This window comes from Amycolatopsis lexingtonensis (genome assembly GCF_014873755.1).
In the GTDB taxonomy this organism is placed as follows: domain Bacteria; phylum Actinomycetota; class Actinomycetes; order Mycobacteriales; family Pseudonocardiaceae; genus Amycolatopsis; species Amycolatopsis lexingtonensis.
Genome location: NZ_JADBEG010000001.1, coordinates 3,795,576 through 3,813,847, shown reverse-complemented (window position 1 = coordinate 3,813,847; position 18,272 = coordinate 3,795,576). Strand labels below are relative to the sequence as shown.

The following is an 18,272-nucleotide window of genomic DNA, read 5'->3' as shown; positions in this document are numbered from 1 at the left end:
GGCCGGGGGTGACCTCCGGCTCCGGGATGTCGCCGTCCACTGTGGAACTGCCAGGTGTGGGAGCCGCCGCCGGGATCGCCGTTGATCCCATGCCCGAGTGACTTTGTGCCCTGTCCCGTGCGGTGCGGCGACGGTCACCATGGTGCGACAGCAAGACCTGCCCGAGATTCTTCGTCCGCTCTTGGGAGATCCGATGCACTCTTCTGCGGCCGGTGCGCCCGGCTCGCGATCCGCGGCGCAGAACCAGGCCACGCTCGTGGCCATCCGTGCCGCCCACCACACGGACCACGACCGCGTGGTCTTCGAGTTCGACGGCCCGCTCCCCGCGGAGCGGGAGGTCCGTTACGTGCCGGAAGTGATCGGTGATCCGTCCGGGCTGCCGGTCCCGGTGGTCGGCCAAGCCTTCCTGCAGGTCCGCATGGCCTTCGCCGCCGGTCACGACGACAACGGAAACCCCACTTACGGCGCACCGCAGCGCACGTATCCGCTGCCGAACGTCATCCAGGTCGTCAATGCCGGCGACTTCGAAGGGGTGCTGAACTTCGGCATCGGCCTCGCCCGCCAATCGCCGGTCCGGCTGTCCGTCCTGAGCAACCCGAGCCGCGTCGTGATCGACATCGACACCCCGTTCCAGACGGTTCCGGTCCAGGCGTACTTCCTCGACGTCGCTCGGTTCGAAGCCGGGACCGAGCCGTACACGCGTGCGGTGGCCCGGCCGGTGATCCCGCCCGCGACCGCGTATGGCGCCCTGCAACGGCTGTTCGCCGGGCCCACCGAGGCCGAGCTGGGCCGGCGGCTGGCGTTCGTCAGCTCCGACGCCACCGGGTTCACCGGCCTGACGATCAGCGACTCGATCGCGCGGGTCCGGCTCACCGGGGGCTGCTCGAGCCACGGCTCGACCTTCAGCATCGCCGAGGAGATCATGCGGACGCTCAAGCAGTTCCCGTCGGTGCGCTGGGTCAAGATCTACGACCCGGCCGGTCAGACCGAACGTCCGGACGGCTACGTCGACTCCATTCCCGAATGCCTCGAACCCTGAGCCGGACCCGCGCGCGGATGTCCGTGGTATCGAAGTGAGCCGGGCTGACGATCGAGATCGCCGAAGTCCAGGACCTCCTCGGCGAGCATCACGACGCCGTCATCGCCGCCCAGCAGTGGGCTGAACTTGCCGAGCGGCACCTGGGCGGCCCGGCGGTGATGCTCAGCTGCGGCCGCCTCGTCGAGCGCGAACGCGCTGCCGCCCGCGTCAACCGGGCTCAGTTCGACGGCATCCGGGCTCAGGCCACCAGGTCCAAGCTCACCCGATGGCTCGAAGCCGACGATCGACGTCACAGGAAGTGAAGTGCCGAGACCTGAGCGGTCAGGCCGGGCTGACGTCAGCGCAGCGGTGGCGGCGCTGCTGCTGGAGGCGGCCAGCGCGAGCCCGGTCGCGATCGGCAGCCCGCCGCCGACGATGGCGTTGCCGCCGTAGAAGCGGCGGCTCGCGTCGAACAAGTGCATCGAGCCGCCCCGGCCGCGGCTGCAGCCGGTCGTCCGGCCGTACATCTCCGCGAGGATCGCGTCCATCGGCACGCCGCGGGCGAGGGCGTGCCCGTGCTCCCGGTAGGTCGACACGACGGCGTCGCCGGGGTCCAGCGCTTGGAGCACACCGGCAGCGATCGCTTCCTCACCGATGTACAGGTGCATGAACCCGCGGATTTCGGCGGCGCTGTAAAGCTCGACGCAGCGTTCTTCGAACCGCCGGATCCGCACCATCTGGCGGAGCAGCTCGACCCGTTCTTTCGCTCTCGGGGTGACCGCGCTTTCCGGTTCGCTCGTCATCGTTGCTCCACTGTGGACAGATCACCTTCGGGCAGGCCGAGTTCGCGCGCCTTGAGCAGCCGGCGCAACACCTTGCCGCTGCGCGTGTGCGGCAGGTTCTGGTCGAACACGATTTCCTTCGGGGCCACGGCCCCGAGTTCGCGCCGGCCGAACGCGACGAGTTCCCGTCGCAGCTCTTCGGTGGGTTCGGCCCCGGGAACGAGGGACACGAACGCCTTGACCAGCTCGCCGGCCACCGGATCCGGGGTGCCGATCACCCCGGCCTCGGCGACGGCGGGGTGCGCCATCAGCACGCTTTCCACCTCGAACGGGCCGACCAGGTGACCGGCTGACTTGATCACGTCGTCCGCACGGCCGACGAACCAGTAATAGCCGTCGGCGTCGCGGCGCGCGATGTCCCCGCTCAGGTACCAGCCCCCGGCGAAGCAGCTCTCGTACCGGGCCTGCTCGCCGAGGTAACCGCGGAACATCGACGGCCAGCCCGGGCGCAGGGCGAGTTCGCCTTCGACGTCCGGCTCGGTGATCTCGCGGACGTGGCCGTCGGTCACCGCGGCGCGGCCGTCCTCGCCGCGTTCCAGCAGACCGGCGTCGACACCGGGCAGCGGGCGGCCCATCGAGCCGGGGCGCACTTCTTCCGCGGCGAGGTTGGCGATCATGATGGCGCCGGTCTCGGTCTGCCACCAGTTGTCGTGCACGGGCAGCCCGAGCGCCTCCTGGCCCCAGACGACGGCCTCCGGGTTGAGGGGTTCGCCGACGCTGGCGACGAACCGCAGCGCGGACAGGTCATGGTCTTTCGCGAGTTCGGGGCCGTGGCGCATCAGCATGCGCAGCGCGGTGGGCGCGGTGTACCAGACCGTCACGCGCTCGGCGGCGAGCACGCGGTACCAGCGTTTCGCGTCGAAGTCGCCTTTGTCGCAGACGACGGTCGCGCCGTGGGTGAGCGGCGCGATGACGCCGTAGGACATGCCGGTGACCCAGCCGGGGTCGGCGGTGCACCAGAAGACGTCCTCGGTGTGCAGGTCCAGGGCGAACCCGGCGGTCACGTGGTGCGCGAGCACCGCGGCGTGCACGTGGACCGCACCCTTGGGCGTGCCGGTCGTGCCGCTGGTGAAGTGCAGCAGCGCCGGGTCCTCCGGCGACGTCGGGGGAATGGTGAACGCGGGATCCACCGCCGCCAGCGCGGGGGCCAGTGCGGTCACGTCCGGCTCCTCGGCGGTCCCGGTCACCAGGACGTGCCGGAGGGCGGGCAGGCGGTCCCGGATGCTCCGGATCCGGCGCCGGTACAGCGTCGGCGTCGTCACGGGCACGCTGCCTTCACCGAGGGTCAGGCGCTGGCGGATCGGTTCGGGACCGAACGCGGGGAACAGCGGCGAAAGCACGCAGCCGGCCTTCAACGCGCCGAGGACCGCGACGTACAGCTCGGGGGTGCGGCCGAGCAGGGTGAAGACGCGCTCACCGGGGCGGACGCCGAGATTCCCCAGCAGCACGGCGAACCGGTCGGACCGCTCCTTCAGCTCGGCGTAGGTGATCTCCGTGACGGTCTCGTGCCGGTCCACGAATGACAGAGCGACCTTCGTGGCGAGCGGGCCCCCGGCGTGCCGGTCGACCGCTTCGTGAGCGATGTTGCGCCCGCGGCCGCCGGGCAGGCCTGACAGTGCCGATCCGGCCGCGTCCCAGCTGAAGTCCCGGCGTGCTTGGGCGTAGTCGGTGAGGTTGGCCGCGGCCCGCACGGCCGCCGGTTTGCCGATCGGCTCCCACCTCATGACCCGGCCTCCCCGCTGCGGGCTGGTTCGTGCGGCGGGCCGGTGTCGCCTCGGGTGCGGTATCGCATGACTGCCTCCCACCGTGTGGCCGTGCCCGCACCCTCCCCGCCGGACCGGCGACGTGGGAGGGCTGGAGGTCACGGCCTGTGGTGGTACAAAGTCCTCACCCCGGCGATCGTGGCCGGATCGGCGTCGGGGGAGGTGAGTGATGGACGATGCCCACCGCGTACCGAAGCGTCCGCTTGACCGACGGGCGGCAGGTCTCGATCGACCTGCTCACCCCGGCCGACGCCCCCGAGCTCGGGACGGCGATCGAACACGCCGACCCGGAGACCCGGTACCGCCGCTTCCGCGGGCCACCGCCTCGGGCCATCCCGAAGCTGCTGCGGCGGCTCACCGAACTGGACCACGAACGCCGTTACGCGCTCGTCGCGCGCGCTCCGGACGGGCACGGGGCCGCGGTCGCGCGGTACGAGGCCACCGCCGAACCGGGGGTGGCGGACGTCGCCGTCGTCGTGGATCCCGCGTGGCGGCACGCCGGCCTGGCCACCGCGCTCGTCCGGATGCTCGGCGAAGCCGCGGTGGCGCACGGCTTCACGAAGTTCACCGCCACCTGTCTGGCCGACAACGTCCCGGTCGGCGAGCTGCTCGACGAAGCCGGCGGCCACAGCGGCGCATCCCCGGATCAGCCCGTCGGTCGAAGAATGCCCGCGGTATCACACGCCGAGGGGTAGGGCCGGGCGGTGTGGCTTCGTACTTTTCCGGCGGACGGCGAAATTCTCGCCGGCTGCCGGAAAAGGGAGGTCTCGATGATCAATCAGTGGTGCGGCGTGAACCGGGTGCTCGGCCCGGTGGTGCTGGCGGCGGGCTTCGTGCTGGTGCCGGCGGGAACGGCAGTGGCGCAGGCGCCACCGACCTGCCACGGGCTGCCCGCCACGGAGGTCGGCACGGCCGGCGCCGACGTGCTGTACGGCACGCCCGGCGCGGACGTGTTCGTGACGCTCGGCGGCAACGACGTGGTGTTCGGCCTCGGGGGCAACGACACCGCCTGCCTCGGCGACGGCAGCGACCAGTTCTTCGGCGGTGACGGGGCCGACTGGGCGGACGGCGAGGCCGGCCCCGACACGCTGAACGGCGAAGCGGGCGCGGACACGTTGTTCGGCAGTCAGGGCGCTGACCGGCTGGACGGCGGGAACGGCGCCGACACGCTCAGCGGCGGCCAGGGAGTCGACGTCATCGAAGGCGGCGCGGGTGACGACACCGCCGACGGAGGAGCCGGCGGCGACACCGTCAACGGGGGCGCGGGCGCCGACACGCTGAACGGACAGGCCGGGCCGGACCGCATCAGCGGTGACGCCGGGGACGACACCCTTGACGGCGGTGCGGGCAACGACAACCTCGACGGCGGGGAAGGCAACGACATCGTCCGCGGCGCCGAAGGCAACGACACGCTCACCGACGCGGAGGGCGTGGACTTCGGGGATGGCGGTCCCGGTGCGGCCGACCGCTGCGATTCGCGGTTCGAGGCACTGGCCCGGTGCGAGGTCATCTTCTGACCGGGCCGGTGCGGCCGGTACCCCTACGCACACGGGAATGTTCCGGGCAGCCGGCCATCGTCGAGCACGAAGCTCCCGCCCGGCGTGACGGGAAAGCCGGGAAAGCACGGTCGGCCGTCGCTTGACACCCGTGGCGGACGGAGACATTCCGCGGCCCGCGGCCCCATCGCTCACCGCGGCGGCACGGACGTCATCGAGCAGTGGTCCGTGAGCGTCCGTGAGTGCCGGCCAATGCACGCACCACGTCGCCCGCGGTAACGATGCCGACCAACACCCCCGGCTCCGACCACCGGCAATGAGCGGGTGCCGGGTTCCGCCACGTGGTTCGCCAGTTCGCGCACGCGAGTGCCTGCCGGGACGGCCGGGCCCGGACGCATCGCGGAAGCGGCTGTCCGGGTCCGGCCTTCCGGCACCGCTCCGGAGCCGGGGTCGCCGGCCGTCCGACTCGATCACCGGCAGGCTGGTGAAACCACGTGCGGTCGTCACCGACCCCTTCTTCCGGCTCGGCGAGAACGAAGGGCACCAAGTCCTGGAACTGTCGGCGAAGTGCCATGAGGACGTGGTGACCGGCGACCGGCCAAGAGACGTCCAATGCCTCTTGGATGCGCGCCTCGCTGCAGCGATCCTCGACGAGGGAACCGCTTGTGGTACCGCGGCCACGGCAGGAGGCGAAGGGGCATGGAAACGCCAGGACGGGACGACATCGTCGTCGGTGTGGACCGTTCGACCGCCGGCGAGGTGGTGCTCGGCTGGGCAGCCGCCGAGGCCGCCGTGAGCGGGCGCCGGGTCGTCGCACTACGGGCCTGGACGTGCGAGCCCGGGTACGACCTCAGCGCCGGGGTCACCGGCTGGCCGGAAACCGCCGAGTCGCGGCAACTGCGCGAACTCGACGAAATCATCGCGCGAGTAAGGGCCGGCCTTCCCGGCGTGCGGATCCGGCCCGAGGTGATCGGGCATTCACCCGCGGTCGCGCTCGTCGAAGCTTCCCGGGCGGCGGCGATGCTCGTCCTCGGCGTCCGCCGGCACGGCGCGTCGCCGCCGGTGGCCGTCGGCTCGGTCGCGGACCAGTGTCTGCGGGAGGCGACGTGCCCGGTGGTGGTCGTGCCCTGCGACATCGGCGTCGACGACCGGGCTCATCCGGACCGGCCGCGCGATCACCCCGAAATCCGGAAAATCCCGAGGACTCTGACCGTGCGTCGGCAACGAGGACCCGCCCGAGGACAATCCGGCACTCTGCTCCGCCGGATGTTCGCCCTCCCCGGACGGGTCCCGGTCCCTCCCTGCGAAGAGGGTCGCGCATCCGACCGCTCTCTCGAAGGGGCGAAGGACTCATGCGGGAGGGACTTTCGTTTCCCCTCAGATGGGGTGAGCGCTTTCCGGTCGCGCGACAATCGGCTGCGTGGTTCACGGAGAACGTCATGAGCGATGAACGTGCCTGCCGTGGCGGGAGGAGACGTGGCGGTAACCGTGTTTTTGTGCGGTGACGTGATGCCGGCCCGCGGGGTCGATCAGATCCTCCCGTGTCCCGGTGATCCGGCGTTGCGGGAGCCCGCCGTCGACGACGCGCGCACGTATGTCGCGTTGGCCGAGAAGGCGAACGGACCCATCCCGCGGCCGGTCGATTTTTCCTGGCCGTGGGGTGCGGCGATCCCGGTGCTGGAGGCGGAGGCGCCGGACGTCCGGCTGCTCAACCTGGAGACCAGCGTCACCGCCGGCGGCGAGTTCGCGCTGGACAAGCAACTGCACTACCGGATGAGTCCCGGCAACCTGCCGGTGCTGACCGCGGTCCGGCCGGACGCCTGCGCACTGGCGAACAACCACGTCCTCGACTTCGGTATGGCCGGGCTCACCGACACCCTCGGCTTCCTGGACCAAGCGGGGCTTCGCGGGCTCGGTGCCGGCTACGACGTCATCGAGGCGAAGGAGCCTGTCATCGTCCCGGTCGACGGGAGCCGGCGGGTCGTGGTCTTCGCCGCGGGTATGGCGAGCAGTGGTGCTCCCCGGCGCTGGGCCGCGACGGGGGACCGGCCCGGGGTCTCGTTCGTCCATGGCCTCTCCGGCCGCAGCGCCGCGGAGGTGAGCCGGAGGGTGCTGGAATTCAAGAGGCCCGGCGACATCGGGATCGTGTCGCTGCACTGGGGCACCAACTGGGGGTACCGGGTGGATCCGGGTCAGGTGCGTTTCGCGCATCGGCTGATCGATGCCGGCGTCGACGTCGTGTACGGGCATTCCTCGCATCATCCGCGGCCGATCGAGCTGTATCGCAACAGGCTGATCCTCTACGGCTGCGGGGATGCCATCAATGATTACGAAGGGATACCCGGACACGACTATTATCGGGATGATCTTCGGCTGCTGTATTTCGCTTCGTTCTCATCGGACAGCGGGGAGCTGGTATCGCTGCGCATGCTGCCCGTGCAGGCGCGGAAGATGCGGCTCGAGCACCCCGAAGACCGGAACGTCGAATGGCTGCGCTCGCGGCTCGACCGCGTGTGCCGCCCGTTCGGCGTCCGAGTCCGCCGGGAGCCGTCCGGCATGCTGCACCTCGATCAGGACCGGCTGCCGCATTGAGGCCCTTGGTCCCTTTACCGTGCTCGGAAGAAGGGTGAGCCTGGTGGTTTCCGACGATCAGGAGGTGTGCCATGAGCCCGCATCGTGATCCGCTCGCCCATGCGCAGCAGCGAGCCCACGAGTGGCTGACCGCCGTCGCCGCGCAGCTGGGCACCGAAGACCGTCACTTTGCCTACCGCGCGACGCGTGCCTGGCTGCACCTGGTCCGCGATCGGCTGACCGTGGACAGCGCGGTGCACCTCGGTGCGCAGCTGCCGCAGTTCCTGCGCGGTGTCTACTACGAAGGCTGGGCGCCGGCGAAGGTCCCGGTCCGCTACGACGCCGAGCGGTTCAGCGCCTTGTTCGCCGGTGAGGCGCGGGTCGGCATCGCCGAGGTGCCTGCCATCGCCGGTGCGGTGTCGGCGGCGATGAACGGACTGTTTTCGCCTGGCCAGCTCGATCACGTCTTCGCCATGCTGCCCGCCGGGCTCCGGAGTGAGCTCGAAGGCCGGCCCGCGGTCCCTGCCGCGGAGCCGGCGAGCCGCGGTACCGAACACCTGCGGCTCAACGCCCTGGAGGACACGGTGCTGCTGTTGACCGACGCGGTCTCGGCGCTTGCGCGCGGCCTGGAAGAACTCCCCACCAGCGAACCCGGCGGCGGCCGTGTCGCGACGGCGGCGCAAGAGGCACATCGCATCCTGATGTCACGGGACACCGTGCAGACCTAGCGGATGTGCCGGCTCCACGTCGTTCCGGCCCTTTTGGCTGCCGGAGCACCGGCGAGATCCTTTACCGGATCAGCGGGTCGCCACGACGTGGTGCCCGCTCAGGACAAGGAGAGGAGCAAAGAGTCATGGCTGAATGCGAAGTCTGCGGCAACGACTACGACAAGGCGTTCCAGGTCACGACACCGGACGGTACGGGTCCGCACGTGTTCGACAGCTTCGAGTGCGCCATCCACCAGCTCGCGCCGGTGTGCGTGCGGTGCCACTGCCGGATCATCGGCCACGGCGTCGAAGCCATTGACGCCATGTATTGCAGCGCCAGCTGCGCGGCGGCGGCAGGTGTCGTGGGCGTGCGGGACCGGATCTGACAGACGACAAGGCCGCCCGGGGATCGAGCGGCTTTCGTCCGACGACGTGGGAGTCCGAGTTCCGGAACGGTCGAATCCCCGGCCATCTCTTCGAGCGGGTCACCGGGTTTCCCGCGACCCACCGGCGTGGCGCGGATCCGGCCCGGTCCGTACAGGCGAAGGCCCTCGACCTCCGGGACCGGAGTTCCGTATGCCGATCACCCCGTGGGGGCGAGTGCACGTGGGTGCTCGTCCGGCTCGCGCAGCCGAGCCAGTGCCCGCTGTTCCAGCCGGCGGACCCGTTCTCGGGGCAGCCCGAGCCGGTCGGCGGTCTCCTGCAGGGTGTGCGGCCGGCCGTCGTGCAGCCCGTATCGCATTGTGATGACCAGCCGTTCCAGCGGCCGCAGCCGCTCGAGGAGTTCGTGCGCGCGAGCGGAATCGGGCTCGTTCTCCGCCGCCGGCGCTGCCGAGCTTTGCGCGACGAGGTCACCGAGCACGGCCTTCCCGTCGTCGTCCACCGGCGCGTCCAGGCTCGCGGTGGCCCGGGCCACGGTACGCAACTCCACGACTCGTTCCGTGGTCATTCCTGCTGCTTCGGCGAGTTCCCCGTCGGTGGGCTCGCGCTGAAGCCGGACCCACAGCTCACCACTGAGCCGGTCGAGCTTGGCGAGCTGCTCCGCAGCGTGCACGGGTACCCTGATCGTGCGGGCGGTGAGGCGGGCACTGCGCTGCATCGCCTGCCGGATCCACCACATCGCGTAGGTGGAGAACTTGTACCCCTTGGTGTAGTCGAACTTTTCGACCGCGTGGATCAGGCCCAGATTGCCTTCCTGGATCGCGTCCGGCAGCGGCAGATCCGGGTGGCGGAACCGCTTGGCGGCGGCGGCGAGCCGCAGGTTCGCCCGGATCATGTGGTCCTTGGCGCGCCGGCCGTCGTCGGCGATCGCCCGGAGGTCTCCGGCCGCTGCCGGAAGTTCCCGGCTCCCGGTCTCCGACCGGCGCAGGAGTTCCGCGGCGTAGACGCCTGCTTCGATGCGTTTCGCGAGGACCACCTCGTCTGCCGCCGTGAGCAGCGGGGTCGAGCCGATCTCCGCGTAGTACCGGCCGACCTTGTCGACTTCGTTCTCGATTACCGGCAATTTTTTCGTATTTTCCTTCACCTTCTTTCTCACCTCCTGTCCGGCTATGTGTGAAACGTCCGCAATCCGTACGGAATTCCCCTCATGGGGGCAGAAGGGGTGTCTTCGGCACGTTTGGTGACCAATGGCCCTTGCCCGCGGTGGTGCGGTGCACCGATCGTCGGTTCATGCCGTTTGCCGATCGAACCGACGCGGGACTTCGGCTTGCCGAGGTGCTGGAGGAGTTCCGCGGTGCGGATGTCGTGGTGCTCGGGCTTCCCCGCGGGGGCGTGCCGGTCGCGTTCGAAGTCGCTCGGGCGTTGAACGCTCCGCTGGATGTCCTCGTGGTGCGCAAGATCGGTGTCCCGTTCCAGCCGGAGTTGGCGATGGGGGCCATCGGCGAGGGCGGAGTCCGGGTGACGAATCCCGGGATGATGCAGGCGTGTGAGGTGACCGAGGCTGAATTGAACTGCGTGGAGCGCGCCGAGCGCGCGGAACTCGGCCGCCGGGTTCGCCGGTTCCGCGGCGGCCGGGCACGGGAGCCGATCAGGGGCCGGGTCGCCTTGATCGTCGACGACGGGGTCGCGACCGGTGCCACGGCTCGGGCAGCCTGCCAGGTCGCCCGAGCCGAAGGAGCGGCTCGGGTGGTGTTGGCAGTTCCCGTGGGTGCGCCGGATTCCGTTGCCGCATTGGAGTCCGTTGCCGACAAGGTTGTCTGCCTGGAGGCGCCGGCCTGGTTCTCCGCCGTCGGACAGTGGTACGACCACTTCCCCCAGGTGCGAGACGAGGAGGTGCTGGCCCTGCTTCAGCCGGAGCCGCATCCGGTCGCCGCGGGCACGGACGATCCGCCGGTACAGGACGAACGGGTCGAGGTGTTCGCCGGGCCGACGCCGCTGATCGGCCGGATCGTCCTGCCCGAAGAACCCGGCGGCCTGGTGATCCAGGCGTACAGCAGCGCAAGCGGCCGGTACAGCCCCCGCCACCGCCGGATCGCCGACGTCTTCGTCGCGGCGGGGCTGGGGACCCTGATGATTGACCTGCTCACTCGCGTGGAAGAGGCCGATCGGCGGATGGTCTTCGACGCCGATCTGCTCGCCGGCCGGCTCGCCGCCGTGACGTCGTGGCTGCGGGCCCAGCCCGGGTGCGAGGACCTTCCCGTCGGCTACCACGGCACCGGTCCCGGCGCGGAGGCGGTGCTGCTGGCGGCCGCCGATCCGGACAGCCGGATTGCGGCTGTGGTTTCGCATGGCGGCAGGCCGGACCGGATTGCCGACCGCCTCGGCCGGGTACACGCGCCGACCCTGCTGATCGTCGGCGCCGCCGACTACACCGGAATCGATCTGGGCTGGCGGGCCAGGAGTCACCTCGCGTGCGTGAACGAACTCGCCTTGGTGCCGGCCACCGGGACGCTGTTCGAGGAACCCGGCACCCTCGACAAGGCGGCGTGCCTGGCCCGGGACTGGTTCCTCACCCATCTGACGGTGACCGGCGACTCCGCCTTGCTCCTGCGCTCCTGAGCGTGGCGGGGACTCATTCCGCGGGGGTGCTGAGTCCGTAGTGGCCGTCGTAGCGGTGGTAGAGCACGGCGCCGCGGCCGTGGTCGGCGTCGGTGTAGAAGAGGAACGGCAGGCCGAGGTCATCGAGCCGCGCGGCGGCCTCGGAGGTGGACAGCAGCGGTGCGGATTGTGCGCTGACCGTCAGGGGGAGCTGGAACGGGGCCAGTTCGCCTTTCCGTGGCGGGGTGACGAGCGCGAGCCGGAATCCGGTGGGCCCGGCGCGGTAGAGGATGGCGTCGCGGCCGGTGCCGGCTTCGGTGAACAGCTGGAATTCGTGGCCGAGCCGGCCGAGGTCGTGGGCGGCGTCGTCGACGGTGCAGGGGTGCGGGGTGAAGGAGAAGTGGGGGATGATTTCGCGTTCGGCTTCCGGTCGCGGGTACCAGCTGTCGTGGCGGGCGGGTTCGGACTCGTGCCGCCATTCGTGCGGTTCGCCGGTGGGCGTGCGGCCGCGGCGGGCTTCCCAGTGTTCGGCGGCGCGTTCGAGGCGGTGCCGCAGCCGGCCTTCGAGCCGGTCGATGGCTTCGGTGGAGTTTTCGCCGTCGGCGTGTGCGTGCACGAGCCGGCCGTTGACGTCGAGGTCGGCTCGTGCGGTCACGGGGTAGGGCACGGCGGGGTCGGGGTGGCGGGCCAGCCGGACGTGGGCGGCGAGCACGGGGCGGTGGGCGAGGTGGAGCAGCGCGCCGACCTTGCGGCGGGCGTAGCCGGGTGCGCCGGACAGTTCGCGTCCGTCGGTGGTCACTTCGATGGTGACGGTGCTGGAGATCCGGGGTGAAGTCACGGCTGCCGTCCTTTCGCTGCGAGGAACCCGTACTCCCGGGGTACGGCGAATCGGGTTCGACGAAAAGGGCCGAAGGACATCTGTCCTCGACGCTTCCGCCTGTCGCAGGGGCTCTCGGCCGGTCGGTGTGGACTTTCGGCCCTCCGCTCGGTCGTCCCGGGCTGCCAGCATCGAAACCGGAAGTCCCGTGCCCGACGTCGCAGGGGGAGGTCCAACCATGGCGATCACGTTGCTGGCCGGAATCCTTGTGCTGGTTCTGCTCGTGGCCCACTTCTCGCCCAGCCCGCGCCGCGGGTGGTGGCGGCGCTCCGGAGAACCGAATAGCTCGGGCTCGCACTCGGGCGGTGCCGGCCGCCAGGCGGTTGCGCTGGAACGGGAACTGACCGCGCGGCTGCTCACCGGAGAACTGACGCAGGCCGGCTATCGCGACGCCATGGCCCGCTTGGCGGACGACGAATGTGTCAGGGGCGACGATGTCGCCATGCTGCTGTGGCGGGCTCGGCTGGGGCCGGCCGGTGACGACGGTCCGGCGGACCTGCTGGACCGGCTCGGCGTGACCCTGCCCGGCGTCCGGCCCGGTGTCCTCTGTTCCGCCGCGGTGCTCGCCTCGACCGGAGCCGGCGCTGACGAGCTGATGGAGACGCTGCATCTCACGCGCGTCCAGGCCCGCACCGTCATCGCCGCGGTGACCACCCCCTGATGGGGGAGCCTCGGCGCGAACGAAAACCGGAAGCGGCCGCCCGGCGCATGCGGCGATCGGGACATCCTGATCGAGTGCGTCGCCGCGGGCGCGGATCCGCGGAGGATGCGGGCGCGGCGGTGGGCTGTCCCAGCCGAACGACGCCGTGGTGAGGATGCTGTGGGTTGCGCCGAGCTGCTCACCCCTTGACCACACCGACCGGGACCAGGCGGGCGACCTTGCGGCACAGGCCCGCGCCCTCGGCGGCGTCGACGACGGCGTCGACGTCCTTGTAAGCCGTCGGCGTCTCTTCGGCCAGGCTTCGCCACGACGTTCCCCGCACGGCGATGCCGCGGGATTCGAGGTCGTCGCGCAGCCGCTGGCCGTCGACTTCGCGGGCCGCGGCGTGGCGGCTGCGCGTCCGTCCGGCGCCGTGGCAGGTGGAGTGGAACGCGGGGGAGCCGGCCACCCCGGCCAGGACGTGGGAGGCGGTGCCCATCGTGCCGGGGATGAGCGTGGGCTGGCCGGTCGCGGCGAGTTCGGCGGGCAGATCCGGGTGGTGCGGTGGCAGCGCCCGGGTCGCGCCCTTGCGGTGCACGCACAACCGGCGCCACTGGCCGTCGAGCTCGTGGTGCTCGATCGTGGCGAGGTTGTGGGAGACGTCGTAGACGAGGTCGAGTTCGGCGCCGGTGTGCCGCTCGAACGCGCGGCGGGCGGTTTCGGTGAGCAGCTGGCGGTTGGCGCGGGCGAAGTTCGTCGCGGCGGCCATGGCACCGAGGTAGGCCTGTCCCGCGGTGGAGGTCACCGGGACGCACGCGAGCTGCCGGTCGGGTAGCTGGATCCCGTAGCGGTTCATCGCCTCGTCCATGGTGCGGATGTAGTCGGTGCAGACCTGATGCCCGAGCCCGCGCGAGCCGGTGTGGATCAGCACGCAGACCTGGTGCCGGTGGAGGCCGAACGCCGCGGCGGTGGCCTCGTCGAAGATGTCGTCGACCACCTGGACTTCGAGGAAGTGGTTGCCGGACCCGAGACTGCCGAGCTGGCCGAGGCCGCGTTCGAGCGCGTGGGTGCTGATGCGGCCGGGTGCGGCGCCTCGGATCTGGCCGGCGTCTTCGCAGCGGGCCAGGTCGCGGGGAACTCCGTGTCCGGCGTCGACGGCGTACCGGGCGCCGCCGAGCAGCACGTCGTAGAGCTGGGCGCGGTCGGCGAGCTGCCAGGTGCCGCCGTGGTGCAGGCCGCGGGGGACGGTGTGGCCGAGGGTGTCCATCAGCGGGCCGAGGACAGCCGGGAGCCGGTCGGCGTCCAGGCGGGCGGCGAGCAGCCGGACCCCGCAGGAGATGTCGAACCCGACCCCGCCGGGAGAGACCACACCGCCGGCGCTGACGTCGGTCGCGGCGACGCCGCCGATGGGGAAGCCGTAGCCCCAGTGGACGTCCGGCATGGCGTAGGAGGCGGTGACGATGCCGGGCAGGGTGGCGACGTTGGCCACCTGCTCCAGCGACTTGTCGCCGGTCGCTTCGGGCAGGAGGTCGCGGGTCGCGTAGACGATGCCGGGCACCCGCATCGGGCCGTGCCGGGGGATGCGGAAGCGGTACGGGGTTTCGGGGATGAGGTCCACGGTGTCCTCACACGTCGGTGGTGACCGAGCACGACCAGCCGTGCCGTCCGGGTGCGCAGCGCAGCTCGTGCAGTGACACGGCTTTCGGGATGGATCCGATGTGGGTCGCGGCTGCGGCGTCGATCACAGCGAACCGGGCGCGCAGCCCGCCGGGGGCGGCCTGGATGTCGGTGTGGACCGGGATCTGGCCGGCGGTGTGTGCGCCACGGCGCGGTGCCCGGACGAGGATCTTTCGGTCATCTGGTTCTCCAGTCGTGCCCGGCGACGGTGTGCCACCGATGGCGAGCATTCGCGGGTGAGGGATGATCGGATAGGGACCTAAGTCGATTTCGAGGCACTCGTCTCGCCGCCGACGACTTTGTGCTCTTGTGGGTTGCGGCGGTGCCCGGATGCACTGGAGCCATGCTGGTCACGGACACGTGTCTCGCCGACGGCCGCTACCGCCTGCTGAACCCGTGCGGCGCCACCCGCAACGGAGGCGCCGAGTTCTGGCTCGCCCACGACGAAGCGAACGCGCGGGACGTGGCATTGACGGTCCTGACGGCTGATCCCGGTGGGCGGCACCTCTTCGACGGCGGCGCCCGCGTGCTGGAACACGCCCGGCTGACCGCCACCGCCGGGGAGCCGGCCGTGGCCCCAGTGCTCGACGTGTTCGGCCCGGCGGAGGAAACCGAACTCGGCGCGGGAGCGGCCGGCCTGGTCGTCGCCACCTGGACCCCTGGCGCGGAGGTGCTCGACACCGTGCGGCAGGCTCCGGTGCCGGCCGAGCGTGCCTGCCGGATGCTGCGTCCGCTGGCTGCCGCAGCCGACCGCCTCCACCACCGGGGCCTGCTCGCCGGGATCGACTGTCCACAACGGATCAGGATCGGCGCGGACGGCACCCTCGTCCTGGCTTTCCCCGGCCCGGCGCCGACTGCCACGCAACGCGAAGACGTCTACGGTCTCGGTGCGCTGTTGTACGCGCTGATCGTCGGGGAGTGGCCCGCGCCCGACGCGGCCGAGTGGCTACCCGACGCCGTGCCGGAGCGGCTGCGGCTCGTGGTGCAGCTCAGCCTCGGTTGTGCCGGCCTGGGGGAGATCCACACGGCCACCCCGCTGCTCGAGGCGATGGCGCGCTTCGAGACCGATGCCGTCATCCCCGAGCCGTCAGTGGCTCGCCCTGTTCCGGAACCGGCCGCGGAGCCGCCGTCCCGGCCGGTGCGCCTCCGTCCCATGGACGCGCGCTCGGCGCTCACGGCGATTCTGGCGATCGCGGTGGTGGTGTTGGTCGCGGGCGGGGTGACGCAGGTGAGCGGGCTGTTCGACCGCACTCCCGCCGCGGTCCCGCTGTCCTTGCCTTCCCCGGCGCCGGCGGCGGTCCTGCCGCGTCCCGCTCCGGTTTCGCCGGTCCCGTCTTCGACGCCGCCGGCCGCTCCCGTCGCGGTCCGGCCCGACCGCGTGGCCGTGTTCAGCGTGACCGGAAGCCCCGACCACTCGCGTGAGGCCGGGCTGGCCGCCGATGGTGATCCGGCGACCGCGTGGCCCACCGATCAGTATCGGGAGCAGTTCCCGCAGTTCGCGCCGGGAGTCGGATTGCTCGCGGGCTTCGGGCGTCCGCTGCGGGTGCGCGGGGTGGACGTCACCTCACCCAGCGCCGGATCGGTGGTGGAAATCCGGGTCGCGGCCACCGCGCAGCCCACCCTCGCCGAGACGGTGCCGGTGGCAACCGCGACCCTGGCACCGGGCACGACCATGATCCCGGTGCCGTCCGGTGCGGCGAGTGCGGTCGTGCTGGTCTGGCTCGTCCGCCTCGCTCCCGGCCCCGGGGGCTACCAGAGCACGATCCAGGAGATCGCTTACCTCGGCGACACCGGCTGAGCGGAACTGCCGGTCCGGTTCACGAGTCTTCCGGTTCGAGGCGGTAGCCGGGCACGAGGACCGGCCGGCCGTCGTCGAACCGGACCCACACCGAGCCCGGTCGCAGGTCCGGATCCTGCACGATGACGACACCGCGAGCGCCGTGGTACAGACCGCCGGTCACTTGCACGCGAGCACCGTCCGGGAAGGTTTCCACGCCCGGCGGACCGTTGGGAATCGGCAGCGGGTTGCTCACCATCGGCTGCGCCCCCTTGTCTTCACCTGCGCCTCCGGAACCGACACCATTAGACCCGCACCGGTCCACGGGGGCAGTGCGACAGCCGGAAGCACACCTCGGAACCACCCGCCCAAGGGATGCCCGTGCGCGGGTCGGTGCTTCGGGCCCCTGGGCCGGGGGCGAAAGCCACTGGCCCGGCCGGACGCCGGTGCCGCACAGTGCCGGCATGGCGGAGCCGTCCAGGTCGAACGACGCCGGGTTCCGGCGGCGGCCGGCGCCTCGGTGGGCGGTCCCGCGGCCCGGGCGAGGGGGCCGGCCCGGGCCGTCGGCGTCGGGGCGAGAGCCGGCTGTCGATCTCTACCGCGTCGTCGCGGTGGTCGTGGTGGTGCTCGGGCACTGGCTGGCGGCGTCGGTGACCTACACCGGCGGCCGGTTCGCCGACGAGAACGTGCTCGCCGCGCTGCCGTGGACGCGGTGGCGAGGCGGTTGGGCGGACTGGTTGCGGCACCGCCTGAGCGGCGTGGCCGGGCCGGTCACGGCGTACGTCGTGGCGATGCTCGTGGCGGCCGAGATCGTCCGCTGGTGTGGAGCGAGCGGCCCGCAGCTGGCCTACGGTGCCTGGGCGGTCGCGTTGCATCTGTGGTTCCTGCCGGTGTACCTGGTGCTCGTGCTGCTCACGCCGGCGGCGGTGACGCTGCAGCGGCGCTGGGCCGCGGCGCCCGTGCTGCCCGCCGTGGCGGTGGTCCTCGTCGACGTGCTTTCGCTGACCGGCTTGGTTCCGGTGCTCGGCTGGGCGAACTACCTCTTGGGCTGGGGCGCGATATTCCAGCTCGGCATCGCCTGGCAGGCGGGGGTGCTGGCCGGCAGGCGGCCGCTCGTGCTGGCAGGTGGAGCTCTGGGCGTTCTGGCGGTCCTGGTGTGGCTGGGTCCTTATCCGGTCAGCATGGTCGGAGTGCCGGGGGGAGGCGGTGCGGAACACGTCGCCGCCGAACGCGGCGTTGCTGGCGTTTGCCGCGGTGCAGGCCGGATTGCTGGTGAGCGCCGCTCCTGCGGTGACCGCGCGGATCCGCGGCCGCTTGGCGCGGGTGAACGCGCCCGTGCTGGCGCTCTACCTGTGGCACATGGTGCCGGTGGTCGTCGTGGCACTCGTCGGCTACCCCCTGGGCCTGTTCCCGCGGCCGCACCTCGGCTCGCCCGGCTGGTGGGCGTTCCGGGTGCCGTGGCTCCTGCTGCTGGCGGCAGTCATGGCCGCCGGGCTGGCGTTGCTCGCGGCCGTCCGGAAGGTGAGCGCGCGGTGGCAGCCGGCTGTCGGGCAGCGGGCGGGGCCGGTTCTCCTCGTCGGCGTCGGCGTGATGACGTTCGCCTTGTTCCGGTTCGCCCTGCACGGCTTCGCGCCCGACGGCCGGTTCCCGGCAGGCACGGCCCTGCTCTACCTCATCGGCGCAGGCCTGGTCACAAGCGCAGCAGAAAGGTCTTTGGTCACTTCGACCGGGGCAGACGAGCGGCACCAGATGAGGGCGCAAGGCGCCGTTTCGGCACCAAGCGACGCAATCCCGCCGATCGATCGACGTGATGATGGAGAGCTGGTTGCAGTCGGCTCGCCAGGAAGCGCGTCCACCGAGAATTACGGGATTGACTCTGTTCGAGGGGTCGGGGACTGTATGTGCGCTGGATTTTGGTGATCCGA

17 protein-coding genes are annotated in these 18,272 nt (G+C 71.3%); 11 read left to right on the top strand and 6 right to left on the bottom strand.

The window, feature by feature from the left end:
• The first annotated feature begins 193 nt into the window (after positions 1-193).
• Complete coding sequence (locus tag H4696_RS17205) at positions 194-1,039, top strand: GerMN domain-containing protein (protein ID WP_086857958.1); 846 nt, start codon at positions 194-196, stop codon at positions 1,037-1,039.
• Here the strand turns inward: H4696_RS17205 and H4696_RS50165 are convergent.
• Both H4696_RS50165 and acsA read right to left on the bottom strand, forming a co-directional pair.
• On the bottom strand, positions 1,003-1,755 hold the full coding sequence (locus H4696_RS50165) for a thiamine pyrophosphate-dependent enzyme (RefSeq protein ID WP_225955723.1): 753 nt from the start codon (positions 1,753-1,755) through the stop codon (positions 1,003-1,005). The two genes, H4696_RS17205 and H4696_RS50165, sit on opposite strands and share 37 nt — an antisense overlap.
• A 62-nt stretch (positions 1,756-1,817) precedes the next feature.
• Positions 1,818-3,584, bottom strand: a complete 1,767-nt coding sequence (gene acsA, locus H4696_RS17195; protein WP_086857957.1) for an acetate--CoA ligase — start codon at positions 3,582-3,584, stop codon at positions 1,818-1,820.
• 215 nt (positions 3,585-3,799) lie between these two features.
• On the opposite strand from acsA, the gene H4696_RS17190 reads away from it, so the two are divergent.
• The 6 genes from H4696_RS17190 (at position 3,800) to H4696_RS17165 (ending at position 8,783) form a co-directional block, all read left to right on the top strand.
• Positions 3,800-4,318 (top strand): GNAT family N-acetyltransferase, encoded by a 519-nt coding sequence (locus tag H4696_RS17190; protein ID WP_086857956.1) that lies wholly within the window; start codon positions 3,800-3,802, stop codon positions 4,316-4,318.
• A gap of 75 nt (positions 4,319-4,393) precedes the next feature.
• Positions 4,394-5,140 carry a calcium-binding protein gene (locus tag H4696_RS17185; RefSeq protein ID WP_192782359.1) on the top strand — a complete coding sequence of 249 codons (747 nt, stop codon included), beginning with the start codon at positions 4,394-4,396 and terminating at the stop codon, positions 5,138-5,140.
• Between the two features lie 678 nt (positions 5,141-5,818).
• Positions 5,819-6,562, top strand: coding sequence for a universal stress protein (locus tag H4696_RS17180; protein ID WP_158104430.1), 744 nt, complete (start codon positions 5,819-5,821; stop codon positions 6,560-6,562).
• A gap of 3 nt (positions 6,563-6,565) precedes the next feature.
• Positions 6,566-7,711, top strand: a complete 1,146-nt coding sequence (locus H4696_RS17175; protein ID WP_086864833.1) for a CapA family protein — start codon at positions 6,566-6,568, stop codon at positions 7,709-7,711.
• A 71-nt stretch (positions 7,712-7,782) separates the two neighbouring features.
• Positions 7,783-8,418: a DUF2267 domain-containing protein gene (locus H4696_RS17170; protein ID WP_086864834.1), complete on the top strand. Its 636-nt coding sequence runs from the start codon at positions 7,783-7,785 to the stop codon at positions 8,416-8,418.
• A gap of 125 nt (positions 8,419-8,543) precedes the next feature.
• Complete coding sequence (locus tag H4696_RS17165) at positions 8,544-8,783, top strand: hypothetical protein (RefSeq protein ID WP_086864835.1); 240 nt, start codon at positions 8,544-8,546, stop codon at positions 8,781-8,783.
• A gap of 197 nt (positions 8,784-8,980) precedes the next feature.
• Here H4696_RS17165 and H4696_RS17160 read toward each other — a convergent pair whose 3' ends face one another.
• Positions 8,981-9,901: a sigma-70 family RNA polymerase sigma factor gene (locus H4696_RS17160; RefSeq protein WP_225955722.1), complete on the bottom strand. Its 921-nt coding sequence runs from the start codon at positions 9,899-9,901 to the stop codon at positions 8,981-8,983.
• A 167-nt stretch (positions 9,902-10,068) separates the two neighbouring features.
• Between H4696_RS17160 and H4696_RS17155 the strand changes: the two genes are divergently transcribed.
• On the top strand, positions 10,069-11,397 hold the full coding sequence (locus H4696_RS17155; protein WP_192782358.1) for a phosphoribosyltransferase family protein: 1,329 nt from the start codon (positions 10,069-10,071) through the stop codon (positions 11,395-11,397).
• Positions 11,398-11,410: 13 nt separating this feature from the next.
• Here H4696_RS17155 and H4696_RS17150 read toward each other — a convergent pair whose 3' ends face one another.
• Positions 11,411-12,214 (bottom strand): ribosome hibernation promotion factor, encoded by an 804-nt coding sequence (locus tag H4696_RS17150; protein WP_338078684.1) that lies wholly within the window; start codon positions 12,212-12,214, stop codon positions 11,411-11,413.
• A gap of 217 nt (positions 12,215-12,431) precedes the next feature.
• Here H4696_RS17150 and H4696_RS17145 point away from each other — a divergent pair, with 217 nt between their 5' ends.
• A complete protein-coding gene (locus tag H4696_RS17145; protein ID WP_086865158.1) occupies positions 12,432-12,914 on the top strand; it encodes a hypothetical protein in 483 nt (160 codons plus the stop codon).
• A 178-nt stretch (positions 12,915-13,092) separates the two neighbouring features.
• Here H4696_RS17145 and H4696_RS17140 read toward each other — a convergent pair whose 3' ends face one another.
• Positions 13,093-14,511, bottom strand: a complete 1,419-nt coding sequence (locus H4696_RS17140) for an RtcB family protein (protein WP_192782356.1) — start codon at positions 14,509-14,511, stop codon at positions 13,093-13,095.
• A gap of 402 nt (positions 14,512-14,913) precedes the next feature.
• On the opposite strand from H4696_RS17140, the gene H4696_RS17135 reads away from it, so the two are divergent.
• The gene (locus H4696_RS17135) at positions 14,914-16,368 is read left to right on the top strand and encodes a protein kinase family protein (RefSeq protein WP_086865156.1); all 1,455 of its coding nucleotides are present in this window, start codon (positions 14,914-14,916) and stop codon (positions 16,366-16,368) included.
• Between the two features lie 19 nt (positions 16,369-16,387).
• Here the strand turns inward: H4696_RS17135 and H4696_RS17130 are convergent, their stop codons facing one another.
• Complete coding sequence (locus tag H4696_RS17130) at positions 16,388-16,531, bottom strand: hypothetical protein (RefSeq protein WP_158104439.1); 144 nt, start codon at positions 16,529-16,531, stop codon at positions 16,388-16,390.
• A gap of 1,022 nt (positions 16,532-17,553) precedes the next feature.
• Here H4696_RS17130 and H4696_RS50160 point away from each other — a divergent pair.
• Positions 17,554-18,267, top strand: coding sequence for a hypothetical protein (locus tag H4696_RS50160; RefSeq protein WP_211299840.1), 714 nt, complete (start codon positions 17,554-17,556; stop codon positions 18,265-18,267).
• Positions 18,268-18,272: the final 5 nt, after the last annotated feature.